The 15,972-nt window shown below is 60.6% G+C and carries 13 protein-coding genes; 6 read left to right on the top strand and 7 right to left on the bottom strand.

The features are described 5' to 3' along the window. Positions 1–525: 525 nt before the first annotated feature. The gene (locus tag ACO07N_RS12030) at positions 526–1,779 is read left to right on the top strand and encodes an MFS transporter (protein WP_421981242.1); all 1,254 of its coding nucleotides are present in this window, start codon (positions 526–528) and stop codon (positions 1,777–1,779) included. A 27-nt stretch (positions 1,780–1,806) separates the two neighbouring features. Here ACO07N_RS12030 and ACO07N_RS12025 read toward each other — a convergent pair whose 3' ends face one another. Then, positions 1,807–2,040: a DUF1127 domain-containing protein gene (locus ACO07N_RS12025; protein ID WP_421981241.1), complete on the bottom strand. Its 234-nt coding sequence runs from the start codon at positions 2,038–2,040 to the stop codon at positions 1,807–1,809. A 147-nt stretch (positions 2,041–2,187) separates the two neighbouring features. Between ACO07N_RS12025 and ACO07N_RS12020 the strand changes: the two genes are divergently transcribed. After that, positions 2,188–3,207, top strand: coding sequence for a helix-turn-helix transcriptional regulator (locus ACO07N_RS12020; protein ID WP_421981240.1), 1,020 nt, complete (start codon positions 2,188–2,190; stop codon positions 3,205–3,207). Here ACO07N_RS12020 and ACO07N_RS12015 read toward each other — a convergent pair whose 3' ends face one another. Beyond that, on the bottom strand, positions 3,208–4,014 hold the full coding sequence (locus ACO07N_RS12015; RefSeq protein WP_421981239.1) for an undecaprenyl-diphosphate phosphatase: 807 nt from the start codon (positions 4,012–4,014) through the stop codon (positions 3,208–3,210). 189 nt (positions 4,015–4,203) lie between these two features. Here ACO07N_RS12015 and ACO07N_RS12010 point away from each other — a divergent pair, with 189 nt between their 5' ends. The 3 genes from ACO07N_RS12010 to ACO07N_RS12000 all read left to right on the top strand — a co-directional run bounded on the left by ACO07N_RS12010 (position 4,204) and on the right by ACO07N_RS12000 (position 8,418). Next, positions 4,204–4,896, top strand: coding sequence for a glutathione S-transferase family protein (locus ACO07N_RS12010; protein ID WP_319385635.1), 693 nt, complete (start codon positions 4,204–4,206; stop codon positions 4,894–4,896). A gap of 83 nt (positions 4,897–4,979) precedes the next feature. Next, entirely contained in the window at positions 4,980–6,113 is a 1,134-nt protein-coding gene (gene queG, locus ACO07N_RS12005) for a tRNA epoxyqueuosine(34) reductase QueG (protein WP_421981238.1), read from the top strand. Positions 6,114–6,312: 199 nt separating this feature from the next. Then, positions 6,313–8,418 (top strand): hypothetical protein, encoded by a 2,106-nt coding sequence (locus tag ACO07N_RS12000; protein ID WP_421981237.1) that lies wholly within the window; start codon positions 6,313–6,315, stop codon positions 8,416–8,418. A gap of 56 nt (positions 8,419–8,474) precedes the next feature. Here ACO07N_RS12000 and ACO07N_RS11995 read toward each other — a convergent pair whose 3' ends face one another. Next, positions 8,475–8,984, bottom strand: coding sequence for an SRPBCC family protein (locus ACO07N_RS11995; protein ID WP_421981236.1), 510 nt, complete (start codon positions 8,982–8,984; stop codon positions 8,475–8,477). After that, on the bottom strand, positions 8,984–9,853 hold the full coding sequence (locus ACO07N_RS11990) for an alpha/beta hydrolase family protein (RefSeq protein WP_421981235.1): 870 nt from the start codon (positions 9,851–9,853) through the stop codon (positions 8,984–8,986). Before ACO07N_RS11990 ends, ACO07N_RS11995 begins: the two co-directional genes overlap by 1 nt. Positions 9,854–10,051: 198 nt before the next feature. On the opposite strand from ACO07N_RS11990, the gene ACO07N_RS11985 reads away from it, so the two are divergent. Then, positions 10,052–10,642: a TetR/AcrR family transcriptional regulator gene (locus ACO07N_RS11985; RefSeq protein WP_421981234.1), complete on the top strand. Its 591-nt coding sequence runs from the start codon at positions 10,052–10,054 to the stop codon at positions 10,640–10,642. Between the two features lie 126 nt (positions 10,643–10,768). On the opposite strand, the gene fdhF is transcribed toward ACO07N_RS11985, so the two are convergent. The 3 genes from fdhF to ACO07N_RS11970 all read right to left on the bottom strand — a co-directional run bounded on the left by fdhF (position 10,769) and on the right by ACO07N_RS11970 (position 15,951). Beyond that, a complete protein-coding gene (gene fdhF, locus ACO07N_RS11980; protein ID WP_421981233.1) occupies positions 10,769–13,537 on the bottom strand; it encodes a formate dehydrogenase subunit alpha in 2,769 nt (922 codons plus the stop codon). Continuing rightward, the gene (locus ACO07N_RS11975; protein ID WP_421981232.1) at positions 13,534–15,210 is read right to left on the bottom strand and encodes an NAD(P)H-dependent oxidoreductase subunit E; all 1,677 of its coding nucleotides are present in this window, start codon (positions 15,208–15,210) and stop codon (positions 13,534–13,536) included. Before ACO07N_RS11975 ends, fdhF begins: the two co-directional genes overlap by 4 nt. 210 nt (positions 15,211–15,420) lie before the next feature. Further along, positions 15,421–15,951 carry an RNA pyrophosphohydrolase gene (locus ACO07N_RS11970; protein WP_421981231.1) on the bottom strand — a complete coding sequence of 177 codons (531 nt, stop codon included), beginning with the start codon at positions 15,949–15,951 and terminating at the stop codon, positions 15,421–15,423. Positions 15,952–15,972: the final 21 nt, after the last annotated feature.

Here is a 15,972-nt window from a genome sequence, read left to right as displayed (position 1 = left end):
TGGATGGCCAAGTAAATGCCACACCGCCAACACGGCCCGGACAGAGCTTCGATACCTTCACCCTGAGGACGCGCATCGGCGCGGTCGCGAGCGCCCCTGTTCAAGCAGCGACACCTTGCGGCGTTTTTCCCTTTCCCAGTCGGAGCAGGGGTATGTATTTGAAAGATAAGGCAACACCTGTCCCCTCACCCGGCCTTTCAGGCCGACCTCTCCCGGCGGGAGAGGTGACAGCCGCGGCAAGAACGTTTTCGCGCCACCACCCGTCTTTCCGAGCTCAAACGTCCACCGGCGCCGCAGCATGGATTGCCAGATCAAGTGCGCTGCTATCCTGTTTAGGCCGACTTGAATCTCGCGAGGCGGACCGCGGACAATGAACTTGTCATTCCGCTGGTCCGGCCGCCTCCGGAAGCGGTGATATGGCCAAAAGCAGCGCAGGCTTCTGCGGGAACGCGCCAGGGCCGATTCTCCTGAACGCTTCAGTTTTGTTGAAAATGGTTCTAGGCTTTCTCCCGACAGGAGGGGCCCATGTCACCCATTGCCAAGATAACCATGGTTTTTGTCGTTTTTGTCGACCTTCTGGGTCAGGGGCTGGTGTTCCCGATCATCAACGGCCTGATCATGGAACCGAGCACGTCGATCCTGGCAAAGGACACGTCGACCGCGGCCCGCCATTTCAACTACGGGCTCATCATCGGCATCTTTTTCATCTGCTGGTTCTTCGGCGCACCCTATATCTCGAAACTGTCGGACCAGATCGGGCGCAAGAATGCCATCCTGATCTGCCTGTTCGGTGCGTTCGCCGGCTATGCGCTGACCATTATCGCACTTTACGCCAACAGCTTCCTTCTGCTCATTCTCGGGCGCGCGATTACCGGGCTGACCGCCGGCAACCAGCCGATCGCCCAGGCCGCCATGGTGGACGGCAGCACCGATGACGAGGACCTGTCGAGAAACATGGGTTACATCATGCTCGGCATCAGTTTCGGCCTCGTCGGCGGGCCGCTGATCGGCGGGTTCCTGTCCGACCCGATCCTGATCGGCAGCATCGCCAGCATAAAGCTGCCCTTCTTTGCCAGCCTCGTCCTTGTCGCGATCGCCGTCTTTCTGGTTGTCTTCTTCTACAAGGAGGATCCGGCAGAGCGGGAGAACTTCGCGCTGCGCCCGGCGGAAATCATCGAGACGCTCTGGCGGATCAAGGACTTTCCGCTCGTCATCCGGCTGACGATCGTGCTGTTTTTCTTTCACCTGGCAAACGTGACGTTCTACGTCTTCGTCGACAACTACCTGACCAGCCGGTTCGGCTACGGCGTTCTTGGCAGCAGCTTCGCGATGATGACCATCGGCGCGGCCATCGCGATTTCGAGCACATTCTTCGTCGTGCCCGTGCAGAAGAGGTTCACCAAGGAGCGCATCCTCGCGGTGAATTTCATCGTCTGGATCCTGGCGACGTGCCTGTTCATCCTGTCACCGGACGGCCCGCTGACCTATGTGCCGATCTTCTGCTTCTTCTTCATTTTCGGCATTGCCTACCCGACATTGTTGTCGATCTTCTCGGCATCTGTCGGTCCGGAAGAACAGGGATGGGTGATGGGCATGACGATCGCGGTCTTCACCTTCAATGCCGGCGCCATGTCGCTGATCGGCGGCGAGCTGATCGGGATCAATCTCGACCTGCCGTTCTACATCGTGATCGCGTGCGCCCTGACCGCTCTGGTGGTGATGTTCCTGTTGTGGAACAAACCGGAGGTGAAGGCCCTCCTGCGGAAGACCGGCGGCTGACTGTTTCAAGCCAGCCGCCGGCCGGTCTTATTTCCAGAAGTGTGCGCCGTAGCGGTCCTGGTGCAGTTCGCTGTATCCGCGTTCGGTGCGCCTGAGGCCAATGTCCTTCAACTCCTGCTCATTCAGATGAGAAAGGGCACGGGCAGTTGTCCGGCGGCGAAAATACCGGCGGAGCTCGTCGGCACATACACGAAGAACGGTGAACACAATGCTGCGGCTGTGCGCACGGCTGCGGAAAACGGTGTCAATTTCATAGCTCATCTCTCAACTCCTCGGGGATCATCACCGCCGTTTTGCAGCGACAACACCAAGATGGCAGGTCAATCCTGACAGCTGTGAGTCAGGTTTGATCTCGTTCTGTTCCCGGGATATGATTTTTTTCGAAACAACCGTCCAAGGTCCCTTTTCATGAACCCGATTGAACGCGCGCTCGGCATCCTGCTGCTGCTGACCGGCGGCAAACTCGTCCCGGCGACCGTGCTCGCCGAACGCTTCCAGGTGTCCCTCAGAACCATCTACAGGGACATTGACAGGCTGATCGCACTCGGCGTTCCCATCGATGCGGAACGCGGCGCGGAAGGCGGGTACCGGCTCGCCAGCGGCTACCTTCAGCCGCCCGTCGCGCTGTCGCGCGACGAGACGGCCGCACTCCTTGCCGCCATGGCGCTGGTGCGCAGCAGCCGTACCGTGCCGCTGGCAAACGATCTGGCGTCTGCGGAAAAGAAACTGCTGGCAACGCTTCCGAAAACGGTCCACGGCCTGCTCAAAGAGGCGGACAAGATCGTCGGCATCGAACCGATTCCGCCGGACATCTTTCATGCCGGAACGAAGGCCGAGCCGACGGAAGACTGGCAGCGGGCGCTGGACGGTTTCATGGCCGGGATCCTGGACGGCAAGCGCGTGCGGTTCGACCACGTCAACCCGTCGCGCAACACCGCCAAGGCGCATGATGTCGAACCCTACGGTGTCATGTTCGACCGGGATCTGTGGTATCTCGCCGGGCGCTGCGTCGACACGCAGACGGTGAAGGTCTACAGGGCCGACCGTGTGCGCGGCCTTGAGATCAGCGGCATGTTCTTCCGGCCCGACAAGTCGTTTTCCATCAAGACACTGCTGGGCGGCGCCTGGCTTTCACAGGCCATGCGCAGGTGGGAGCAGGAGGAGGAAATCGCCAAGATCCTGATCACCGCGCAGCAGGCGAAGAAACTGAGTGCGGACTGGTACTACCGGCACGCGGTGTTCACGCCAGCCGGGGACGGCAGGATCCTGCTGAGCATCCCCAGCACCGACCGGGCCCGAATTCTGCCGCTTGTCAGGTGGCTCGGGCCGGGGGCCGAATTGCTGTCACCGGACAGCCTGCGCGCGGAATTCGCCGCCGAGCTTGCCGCGCTGACAGCGCTTTACGGCCATGACACGGCCGCCGGATAGTCATCCGAGGAAATAAAGACCGGCGAAACCGGCAAGGCCGACGAAGATGCGCCACCAGGCAAATGGCGCGAAGCCGTGCCGGGAGACGAAATCCAGCAGGCCCTTCACCACGAAGACGCCGGAGATGAACGACGCCACGAAACCGATGGTGATGAGCATGGCATCGTCGGCGGACAGGACATTGCGGTTCTTGTAGAGATCATAGGCAAACGCGCCGGCCATGGTCGGCATGGCCAGGAAGAACGAAAACTCGGCGGCCGAGCGCTTGTCGGTTCCCATCAGCAAAGCCCCGGCGATCGTCGCGCCGGACCGGGAGACACCGGGCACCATTGCGAGGCACTGGCAGAAGCCAATCTTCAGGCACAGCGACAGGGGATAGTCCATCACGTTGGTGTAGCGCGGTTTCAGCGGCAACCGGTCGATCCAGAGCAGGATGACACCGCCCACCAGCAAGGTGGTGCAAATGAGCGCCGGCGTCTCGAACAGCACCTCCTTGATGAAACTGTGCAGCATGACACCGATCACGGCAGCCGGAAGGAAGGCGATCAGAATGCCGGCCACAAACCGGCGGCTGGCCGGATCGCTCGGCAGCGAGATCGCCAGGGTCCACAACCTGGCGAAATAGACAGAGAGAATCGCCAGGATCGCGCCCAGCTGGATCAGCACCTCGAATGTCTTGCCGGTGCTTTCAAATCCGAGAAAGTGACCAAGCAGGAGCAGGTGTCCTGTTGACGATACGGGTATGAATTCCGTCAGTCCTTCGACAATTCCCAAAATAAGCGCATTTACAATCGTTTGGCCGTCCATTGGATGTTTTTCTCCAGCAGGCGTGATGATTTTTGAACCGAACCGGCAATCATTCGCGTCTCGTCGTTTGCGCGGCGGCTGCCTATTTGCAGGACCAATTTCCCCACGTCAAACCCTTGATAACCATATGTGAGGCAAACTGGTTCAAGAATTCTTAGTCTTGCCACAGTTCGGGCTCTAAACCCTTTCATGCTCACGCTTTACCATCACCCTTTCTCGCCGTCGTCCCGATTCATTCGCCTTGTCCTGAGCGAATACGGCGCCGCCTTCGAGGAACGTCACGTCGAGCCGTGGGACCGGCCGCAGGAGCTTCTGGTGCTCAATGCCGCAGGAACCGTTCCGGTGCTCGTGGAAAATGACGGTCCGGCCATCTGCGGCCCGGGGCCCATCATGGAATATCTCGACGAGACGCGCGGCTATGCGCTCACCGACCGGCGGCTGATGCCGGACCATCCCGAAGCGCGCGCCGAAACGCGGCGTCTCGTCGAGTGGAGCCTGGTGAAATTCGACCAGGAAGTCGTCGGACACCTGGTGCGCGAGCGTATCTACAAGCAGATCATGCCCAAGTCGGCCGGGGGCGGCGAACCGGATTCCGCGGCGCTGCGCGTTGCCCGGGCCAACATCCACCATCATCTGAAGTATTTCGGTTACCTGGTCGCCTCCCGCCGCTGGCTGGCAGGCGACCGGCTGTCCTTTGCGGATTTCGCGCTCGCGGCAGGCCTGTCCTGTGCCGACTATCTGGGGGAAGTCCCCTGGAGCAATGAAACGGACGTCAAAAGCTGGTACGCCCGGGTGAAATCGCGCCCGTGCATGCGCCCCCTCCTCGGAGAGAAGGTGCTGGGCATGCCCCCGGCCGCGTCTTACGCGGACCTTGATTTCTAGAACTTGCCTGCAACAATGGGCACGCGCTAAGGGCCAGGCGTTTCCTGTCTTCAAACCGGTCCCAACACGTGCTGCCGACACCCTTGGACAAAAAGACCAGAAAACTGCTGACCGCACTTGAACAAAAAGCCGAAAGCCTCGGCTTTGCGGGATTGCGGGTGACGGCCGCCGACAGCATCCCCGCGGCGGGCGGGCAGCTGCGCGCGTTCCTGGAGCACGGATATCACGGAACGATGGACTGGATGCAGGAGACGGAGAGCCGCCGCACGTCTCCCCTAGCCCTGTGGCCGGAGGTGCGGTCGGTTCTCATGCTTGCCATGAACTACGGCCCCGATGATGCCCCGGAAAACCACCCGCTGGCGCATCTGGAGGATCCCGGATCAGCCGGGATCTCCGTCTATGCACGGCATCGCGACTATCACGACGTGATCAAGGGACGGCTGAAGGAACTGGCTTCGTTCCTTGTTTCGAGAGCCGGAGGCGACGTCAAGGTTTTCGTCGACACGGCGCCCGTCATGGAAAAGCCGCTCGCCCAGGCTGCCGGTCTCGGCTGGCAGGGGAAACATACAAACCTGGTTTCACGCGACCTGGGGTCGTGGTTCTTTCTGGGGTCGATCTTCACGACGCTGGAACTGCCGCCAAGCGCTCCTGAACAGGATCATTGCGGCAGATGCAGGGCCTGCCTCGACAGTTGCCCGACAGATGCCTTTCCGGCGCCCTATCAGCTCGATGCCCGGCGCTGCATCTCGTATCTGACCATCGAACATCACGGTCCCATCCCGCATGAGTTCCGCAAGCCGATGGGAAACCGGATCTATGGCTGCGACGATTGCCTTGCCGCCTGCCCATGGAACAAGTTCGCGCAAGCGGCAAGCGAGGCCAAGCTCAGCGCGCGTGACGACCTGACCAACCCGGACCTCACCGACCTGCTCGATCTCGATGATACCACCTTCCGAAAACTCTTTTCCGGATCTCCGATCAAGCGGATCGGCCGCAACCGCTTCTTGCGCAACGTGCTGATTGCCGCCGGAAATTCCGGCCTGTCCCACCTTCTGGCCAAGGTCGAGGCGCTTCTCGGCGATCCGGATCCGACAGTCCGGGGCGCGGCCGTGTGGGCCTTCCGGCAGCTTGCATCCGAAGACGCGTGGACGGCGCGAAGACATCTTGCGCAGGGTCTTGAGACCGACAGCCAGGTTCGCGAGGAATGGGCGTTCTAGATCCGCACTTTTACGCAGCACGATTCGACGTCACCAAAAGAATGGGTCATAGTCATGGTATGGCCAATGACAGCCCCCTATTTCGTAATCGACCGTCTTCCGACGGTTCAGTCCGATGATCCGATTTGGAGCCAAAACATTGATTTTTAAAGCCGCCTCCGCCGAGACCTTAACGCCGATCAAAACACGTGCCAGGCTATTGTCCTTCAGCACCGCACTTGTCCTCGTGTCCGGGACCGCCTTCGCACAGGATACGGGGAAGGCCGCGTTCGACGCCTATGTCGAAGGTTTGAAAAACTTGGGGCTGGAGTTTGAAAACGGATCTGTCGATTACGACGCGGGCAGCGATACGCTGACGCTGACGGACAGCAAACTCACCTTCAGCGGCGTGCTCAAGGATTTTCCCGTCGAGGAGACCAACGTCACGGGCAACGACGGGGCGACCGCGATCGATCCGTCCAAGCTGGAGGACATCACCTATTCGCTGTCGTTCAGCTCGCCGTCGGTCACGATCACCGGGTTGACGCATGACAACAACAGTTTCACGTCGGAGAGCTGGGTCTATGCCGACGATTCCCAGCTGCTGATCGAGGGCGCGAGAGAGAGCAAGGGCCGCCTCAAGGTCGACGGCCGCATGTCCGGCATTTCAGCGACCAATTACGACTTCGTCATCCCAGAGATCCCGGCCGATGATCCGGCCAAACGGGCCAGCAGCTGGCTCCCGTTCGTCAAGGCCACGCTTCTGACGTCCTACGATGAGGTGAAGGTAGACAGCACCGGCGTGACCATCGAGGCCTATGCGACGGAGGACGGCAAAGAGGTCGCGGTGCTTACAGGCACCATCCAGATGGATGGCTATCTGATGTCCGGTGCCCAGGACGGGCGCATCGCGGAATACTCGATCGACCGGATGACGCAGAACCTCAGGACGCTCGAACCGGCGTCGGGGCAGATGCTTGCCCAAACAACCAGCCAGGGCAAAACCATCTACAGCGACATCGACATCAAGAGCATGATCGATCTCTTCGATCCCGCCGTTGCCGAAACCGGCGAGGAAAAGACCCTGATCGGGTCGGGATCGGCTGTCGACTACAAGTCCAGCCAGGAAATCGCGGAGGGCGTCGCCCTGACGATCGCGGCCGAAAAGGCAACGCTCGACAAGGCGACTGTCGTCAAACGCGACAACAATGTCCTGCAGCTCATGGATCAGCTCTTCAACAAGCAGGCGCCGGGGCCGGAAGAACTGATTACCAATGTGTTCCAGTTCTACCGGTCCTTCGGCTTTGCCGATGCGCGTATCAGCGGCGTGTCCGTGATCTTTCCGCTTGGCCCGGGTCTTGATTCGGCGATCAAGATCAAGGAAATGGCAATGACCGACATCAGTTCGAACGGCATCGGTGAAATGATGCTGGTCGGTCTGGATGCCCCCAACTTGCCGGAAGGCGTTTCCGCCAAACTGGACTGGGCCGCCATCGGCGACATTGAGTTTGCCGACTATGCCCCAATGGAAGAGGTCATCGGCAAGCTGATGTCCGATCCGACCTACGGCGAAAACAACCCGCTGGAAGTCGCCCGGGCCTTCATGCCGAGGTCCCTCGGGTATGAGCTCGAAGGCCTTGAGGTCAACATTCCGCAAATCGGCCAGACCGCGCTCGGCAAGCTTGAAACAACCGTTTCGACCACGGTCCCGCCGATTCCGACCAGTCTTTTTTCCAAGACCGACGGCCTGCGCATTCCGGTCAAGGCGGTGCAGGATCCACAGGCACAGGCCCTGTTCCAGGGTCTAGGCCTGGAAACGATCGTCTGGTCCGACGAAGCGCGTCTTTACTGGGACGAGGCAACACAGGACCTGCGGCTGGAACGCCTGATGATCGACATTGAAGGTGTCGGCCGGGCTGAGGCCTCCCTCCGCTTTGCCAACGTCCCCAAGGCGCTGTTCGAGGATCCGGAGGGGCAAGGCCAGCTTGCTGCAATCTCGGCCCAGTTCGTCGATGCCTCCATTACCTTCAACGATGCCGGGGTGACCGGGAACGGCCTCAAGTTCATCTCCGAAGCCCAGGGCATTCCGCAGGAGGCGCTGAAGCAGGCGCTGATCGCCCAGGTAGCGGGAGCCACCGCACCGATCCAGAACGAAGCCTTCACGAAGATGGTCAGCGACGCGGCATCAAAATTCCTCAATGACCCGAAAGACCTGAAGATCACGCTGACACCGCCGAACCCGGTGCCATTGGCTCAGATCCTCGGCAGCATGGCAGCACCGCAAACCCTGCCCGACCTTCTCAACGTGAAGATCGAGGCAAACTGAAGCGGGAGCGGTTCCCCCGCAGACAATTTCCCTGCGTGGGTGCATGGAAATGAAACTCAAAGGGCGCCTTGGTGCGCCCTTTTTGTTTGAACACGCTCCTTGAGCGCCTCCAGGGTCTTTGCATAGGACGGCTCAATCCAGTCGGAGTTCCAGAACCAGAGCCCCAGACCCCGATCGACCTCGTGCTGGGTGACTTTCGTTCCGCCATCGACCGGTTCCAGCAGCCATTGATGGTCGAATGTCAGCAGCCCGGGAATGCCGCCGGTCTGCCGCAGTTCCCTTAAAGGTGCAAAGGTGACAACGGTCCCCGTCATTTCAAGCAGGTTGCCGTTCGGGTCGCGCACCTTGTAGGCGAGCTTCGCGCCCTCGGCAAAGTCGCCCTTGGCTTCGACAAAAACCGGGTTCCATTCGGGATAGGACGGGGTGTCCATCAGGACCGCCCAGACAGTCTCGGCGGGAGCTTCGATCACGGTCTCAGCGTGGAAAGTTTTCTTCGTCAGGAAAGCCCCTGCGAACGCAGCGACGATGAGGGCGGGGACGCCCCATTTCAAAAGTGTCCAGACCATCACATATACCTGTCGAACCAGCCCATCATCTCTTCGGGATGGGTGCCAAGATAATCGTAGGCGGCGAACCGGCTCTTTTCGAGATCGAGCAGCATCAGGTCCTTTTCCACTTTCAATGCGTCGTAGTAGTCGCGCACCATGCCCATTTCCGTCCAGGGGTCGTTGGTGTTCTGAACGACCAGAGTGGGCACTGTCACTTTCGGCGCATCCTTGACGAAATCCGGTGCCGACATGTCGAAGCCGAGCCGTTTCGCGCTGACCTTTTCACCCGACCGGGCCATGAAACCGGGCATGCCGAGCGCCTTGATGAAACAGGTATAGAGAAGGGGCTGAACCGCGATCATTGCCTTGAGGTTCGTCCGCCTGCCCAGGCCATCCTCGCGGCCGAAGGCATACGTGGTCGATGCCGAGCCCATGCAAATGCTGAGCAATCCGATTGACGCCTCCGGATATTGTTCGCTCGCAAAGTCGACGGCCGCGATCACATCCTTGGCTTCTTCCGGGCCCCAGCTCACCCAGGGGATGGTGCCGATGTCGCTCTCGCCGTGACCGCGCAGGTCATACATGAGGACAGAGTATCCCTGGTCGACAAGGTATTTTGCCTGACGCAGGAACTTGATGTCCTGCTTCCACGGTGCGATCGGGCCGTGGCCCTTGGGGGTCCAGCCGCCGCGGTTGCATTGGACGCCGAAATGGCTCTGGACGATCACCTTGCCGGTCCCGCCCTTGATCAGCCAACCGCGAAGCGTGACGTCATCTTCCGCCTTGAATTCCACATTCTCATAGTCGAGCCCATGGGCCTCCGGACTGTCGAACAGCGGTGACTGAAAGGGCTTGACCATCATGTTCGAGATCATGTTTCCGAACATCCTGTTACTCCTAATTTCGATGTGCATTCGACCACAACAAAGAGCAGCGCAGATCGTCGCATCATTCGTTGATTCCGAAACGAGGCGCTCTCCGGCCGCATTCAAAACCAAACTTTACAACTTTATCTTTTCTGTAAGCTTGTATTTGACCTTCTTACGCAACTTGTCAAGTGGTCGAATTCACTTTATGTGACCTCCATGATCGAAATTCAGTCCAAGCCGTTGAACGAAACAGAAGAAAAAATTGTCGAGGCAGCCATCCGTTGCTTCGTGCGCTTTGGTGCGCGCAAGACGGCCATGGCCGACATCGCGGCGGAAGCCGGCGTTTCGCGGCAAACACTCTATGATCTCTTTGGTGGAAAGGACGATCTCATCCGTGCCTCGATCCGGGTGATCACGGATCGCAATCTCGCAGCTGTCAGGGGTCGACTGGACGCCTGCAAAACACTGTCAGAGAAACTGGACGCCTACTTTGCCGAGACCGTGATTAAAAGCTTTGAACTTCTGCAAAACGCAGGAGATGCCGAAGATCTTGTTTCCGGACACAACGAAGCAGGTCGCGACGAGATCACCCGCTCCCGCCAGCGCCACGAGATTTTGATTTGTGAATTGCTGGCGCCATACGAGGCAGCGCTTGCCGCGAATGGGCTAACGGTAAAAAAACAGGCGCATCTATTCGTGACCACAGTTATGGCGCTGAAATACGGAGCGTCCAGCCGCGACGACCTAGATCAACTCCTTTCAGCGCTCTTGTCGAACGTGCTTGCGGTCGCAAGCACACAGCAATAATACGCGCTTTGTGCAAATCACCTGCAGGCTCAGGCGCAGAGACTTGCTACGGGTGCGCAGGAACGCTTTCATGCATCGCACGTTTGACATTAAAAAAGGCGGCCAATGGCCGCCTTTTCCGGTTTGTCACTCCGCCGCCTGACGGTGCTCGGCCGGTCCTATCTTCGCGGCGCAGAACTTGAACTCCGGTATCTTGCCGAATGGATCAAGCTGCGGGTTGGTGAGGAAGTTGGCAGGTGCCTCGAAGAAGCAGAACGGAATGAACAGCATGCCACTGGACACGTCGCGGTCGGCGCGCAGGGTCAGCGTGATCGCACCGCGCCGGGTTTCAACAGTCACCTGCTGGCCGATTTCGAGGCCTGCAAGCTTGATGTCACGCGGGTTCATGGACACCACCGGTTCCGGCTCGATGGCGTCGAGCACCGCGGCGCGGCGCGTCATCGCGCCGGTGTGCCAGTGTTCCAGCATCCGGCCCGTGGTGAGCACGAGCGGGAAGTCCTCGTCCGGCAATTCGTCCGGCGGCACCAGGTCCGTCGGCACGATCTTGCCGCGACCGTCCGCGGTCGGGAAGGACTGGCCGAACAGGATCTCGTTTCCGGGCTTGTCCGGCGCGTCGGCCGGATAGGTCACCGTTCCCTCGTTCTCGAGCCGGTCCCAGGAAATGTTGTTGAGGGACGCCATGTGCGAGCGCATTTCCTCATAGATTGCCGGAACGCCGTCATAGGTCCAGTCGAGGCCCAGGCGGTTGGCGATCTCGATCAGGATCTGCCAGTCGGCGCGCGCCTCTCCGGGCATCGGAACGCAGGGACGGCCGATCTGCACCTGGCGGTTGGTGTTGGTGTAGGTGCCGAGCTTTTCCGCATGTGCGGACGCGGGAAGAATGACATCGGCATGCCAGGCGGTTTCGGTCAGGAAGATGTCCTGAACGACGAGATGCTTCAGCGAAGACAGCGCCTTGCGGGCATGGGTCTGATCCGGATCCGACATGGCCGGGTTTTCACCCTGCACGAACATGGCCTCAATGCCGCCGGCCAGGATGTCGTTCATGATCTCGACGACGGTGAGCCCGCGCACCGGATCGAGCGTCCGGCCCCAGGCATCTTCGTATTCGCCCCGGATGTCCGCATTTTCAACGGACCGGTAGTCTGGAAAGACCATCGGGATAAGACCCGCATCGGAAGCGCCCTGCACGTTGTTCTGACCGCGCAGGGGATGTAACCCGGTGCCGGGGCGGCCGATCTGGCCGGTCGTCAGGGCCATCGCGATCAGGCAGCGGACGTTGTCTGTGCCGTGAACATGCTGCGAAACGCCCATGCCCCAGAAAATGATGGACCTGGCACTGGTCGCGTAAAGGCGGGCAACCTCCCGCAGGGTCTGCGCGTCAATGCCGCAGACCGGTTCCATCGCCTCGGGAGTAAATTCTCGGATCTTCTCGGCGAGCGCTTCGAAGCCATCGACATGCGCCGCGATGTACTGGCTGTCATAAAGACCCTCGGTGATGATCACATTGAGGATCGCATTCAGCATGGCAACATCAGTGCCGGGCTTGAACTTCAGTCCGTAATCCGCATGCCGCATCAGGTCCTGGCCGCGCGGATCCATCACGATCAGCTTGGTGCCCTTTTTTGCGGCCTGCTTGATATAGGTCGCCGCGACAGGGTGGTTCTGTGCCGGGCGCGCGCCGATGACAATCATGCAATCGGCATCTTCGGCCGCGTTGAACGGTGCCGTCACGGCACCGGAACCGATCCCCTCCATCAGCGCCGCTACGGAAGATGCATGGCAAAGCCGCGTGCAATGGTCGACATTGTTGGTCTGGAACCCCTGACGGATCAGTTTCTGGAAGAGATAGGCCTCCTCGTTGGAGCCCTTTGCCGAGCCGAAGCCCGCCACGCCCGCACCGCCCTTGGCGTCGAAGGCGGCCTTCAGACCGCCGGCAGCACGGTCCAGCGCTTCTTCCCAGCTGGCTTCCCGGAAGTAGTCGAGATGGTTCGCCAGCGTCATGGAAATGTCGCCGCGCTTGGGAGCGTCGTCGCGGCGGATCAGGGGCCTGGTCAACCGCTCCGGGCTTGCAACATAATCGAACCCGAAACGGCCCTTGACGCACAGCCGGTTTTCGTTGGCGGGACCGTCGCGGCCCTCGACCTTGACGATCTCGCCGTCCTTGACCGAAACGGACGTGAGACAGCCGACGCCGCAGAACGGGCAGACGCTGTCGACGGTTTCCTCGGCGAAGACTTCGCGCACCTTGCCCGCGTCGTCCAGAAGGCTCTTTTCCATCAGTGCACCGGTCGGACAGGCCGAAACGCACTCGCCACAGGCCACGCAGGTGGAAATGCCCATCGGGTCGGCAAGGTCGAAGACCGGGACAGTGTGGGAGCCGCGATCCGCCATGCCAATCACGTCATTCACCTGCACTTCCCGGCAGGCGCGTTCACACAGATTGCAGGCGATGCAGGCATCGAGATTGACGGCGATCGCCGGGTGGGAAATGTCCTGCGCCGGGTTTTCACCCGGTGCAAACCGGCTGTCCGTGACACCAACCGCGTCGGACCATTTCCAGAAGTCGCTCTCCGGATCAGGGTGCGCCTCGCGGCTTGGCTGATCGGCTGCCAGCAGCTCGAACACCATCTCCCGGGCCTTGGACGCTCGCTCCGTTTCCGTCTTGACGACCATGCCTTCCGACGGCGTGCGAATGCAGGATGCGGCGAGCACCCGCTCACCTTCGATATCGACCATGCAGGCGCGGCAATTGCCGTCGGACCGGTATCCGGCGGCGTCCTTGTGACACAGGTGCGGGATCGCAACGCCTTCGCGCTTGGCCACCTGCCAGATGGTCTCCCCTTCCTGGGCGGTGACGTCCCTGCCGTCGAGGGAGAAAGTGATTTGGCTCATCTTTCGAATTCCTCCGGGAAAAACCTGAGCACGGAAGCCACGGGGTTGGGAGCTGCCTGGCCAAGGCCGCAGATGGAGGCGGAGCGCATGACCGCATCCAGATCCGCGATCTTTGCCTCGTTCCAGTCACCGGCAGCAAGCAGATGTTCCATCTTCTCCGTTCCCGACCGGCACGGCGTGCACTGGCCGCAGCTCTCGTGCTTGAAGAAGCGCATCAGGTTGAGGGCGACGTCGCGCATGTCATCCTGATCGGAAAAGACGACAATGGCGTGGCTGCCGATGAAGCAGCCATGCTTGTCGAGCGTGCCGAAATCCAGCGGTTCGTCGGCAAGCGAGGCCGGCAGGATGCCGCCCGACGCGCCACCGGGAAGGTACCCCTTGAAGGTGTGGCCGTCTTCCATGCCGCCGCAGAATTCTTCCAGAAGCTCGTTCATGGTGATCCCGGCCGGCGCCAGCTTGACACCGGGTTCCTTGACCCGGCCCGAAACCGAGAAAGACCGGAAGCCCTTGTGGTCCCGCCGTCCCTGGGACGCGAACCACTCCGGTCCCTTTTCGACAATGTCACGGATCCAGTAGAGCGTTTCGACATTGTGGTTGAGGGTCGGGCGGCCGAACAGGCCGACCTGGGCGATGAAAGGCGGGCGATGCCGGGGCAGACCGCGCTTGCCCTCGATCGATTCGATCATGGCGCTCTCTTCACCGCAGATATAGGCGCCGGCGCCGCGGCGCAGCTCGATGTCATTGCCCGTGATGATGCCTGCACTGCGCAGGGCGTCGATTTCAGTGGCCAAAATCTCAAGGACTGCCGGATACTCGTCGCGCATGTAGAGATAGACCCGGTCCGCCGAGATCGCATGCGCGGCAATCAGCGCTCCTTCCAGCAGCCGGTGCGGATCGCGCTCCAGGTGGAACCGATCCTTGAAGGTGCCCGGCTCGCCCTCGTCGCCATTGATCGTCAGGTATTTCGGTCCCGGAAGATCGTTGACGATCTTCCATTTGGTCCCGGTCGGGAATCCGGCCCCGCCAAGCCCGCGAAGGCCCGCCTCCAGAGCCATGTCGGCAAGGGCGGCCGCATCGAATTCACCTGCGCGCACGCGCTGCAGCAGCGTGTAGCCACCATCTGCCTGATATTGTTCCAGCCTGATGTAGTCCGGCACGTCCGCCGCCGTCGTCCCCTCGAACAGGGTCGCGCGGACGGAAAGTTCAGTGGCGTTGTCGACGGCGCGTTTGCCGACCTGCACGGCCGGCGCACCGGCACAACGGCCGATACAGGGGACCTTCTGAATCCGGACCCTGGACGGGTCGACACCGCTTTCGAGTGCCGCCGCCAACGCGTCAGCGCCCTTGATGGAACAGGTCACGCTGTCACAGACGCGGATCGTCAGCGGAGCGGGCTTCTGATCTTCCTCGCGAACGATATCGAAGTGGTGGTAGAAACTGGCGACTTCGTAGACTTCCGCCTGCGCCATCTTCATCTCGACCGACAGCGCTTTCAGGTGCCGTGCCTCGAGGCAACCATAGGCATCCTGTATCTTATGCAGATGTTCGATCAGCAGATCGGCGCGGCGCGGTTCGTCGCCCAAGAGCGCCTGAACTTCACTCAGGGCCGCATCTTCCAACTGACGCCCTTTTGGCTGGGACGGCTTTCGTGAAAGCCCCTTGCCGAAAGACATTGGCGTTCCTCCTAAACGTGCAAGGCACGCGGCCTGTTACGCGTGCCCCTGCTCTTGCCCAAGTCCTGGAAAGACACGGAAACCGCATGCGGCTGCCGTGCTGAAAATCCATTTGAGCCGGATGCTAGCGGTGGAACTTTGCCTTGTCTGTTTGAAAAGCGACAACGAAACTTCAAAACTTGACGCTTTGACGATGACGCTCGCCGACGGTCAGGATGTCAGGTGGGAAAATGCTGAAACAACCTGCAGATAGACCGGCCGCTTGAACGGCACGATCAGGTCCGGAAGGCGTTCCGCGTTCTCCCAGCGCCACTCGGCGAACTCCGCCGAATGGCCGTCCGGCGGGGCCAGGATATTGATCTCGTCATCCTGCCCGTCAAAGCGGTAGGCGATCCATTTCTGCGCCTGGCCGCGATACTTGCCCTTGCGCGTCGATCTCACCACTTCCGGCGGATAGTCATAGGCGAACCAGTCCGGGGCCTCTTCCAGAAGCGTCACGGACCGGATCGAGGTTTCCTCGTAAAGCTCCCGCCGCGCGGCCTCGAGCGGTGTCTCGCCCTTGTCGATGCCGCCCTGCGGCATCTGCCAGGCGAATTCGTAGTTGGCCGTGCTGCCGCCGTCGTCGCGGCTGCCGATCCAGACCTTGCCTTGCCCGTTGATCAGCATGATCCCGACACAGGGACGGTAGGGCAGGCCTTCGGACGGCTTCGGAAACCCCGGACCAAGCGCGCGCTTATTCACTACATCACCTATCAGAAATTC

Source organism: Roseibium sp., assembly GCF_965229775.1.
GTDB lineage: Bacteria > Pseudomonadota > Alphaproteobacteria > Rhizobiales > Stappiaceae > Roseibium.
Note: the sequence above shows the minus strand (reverse complement) of the source record. Positions and strands in the feature narration are given on the sequence as shown.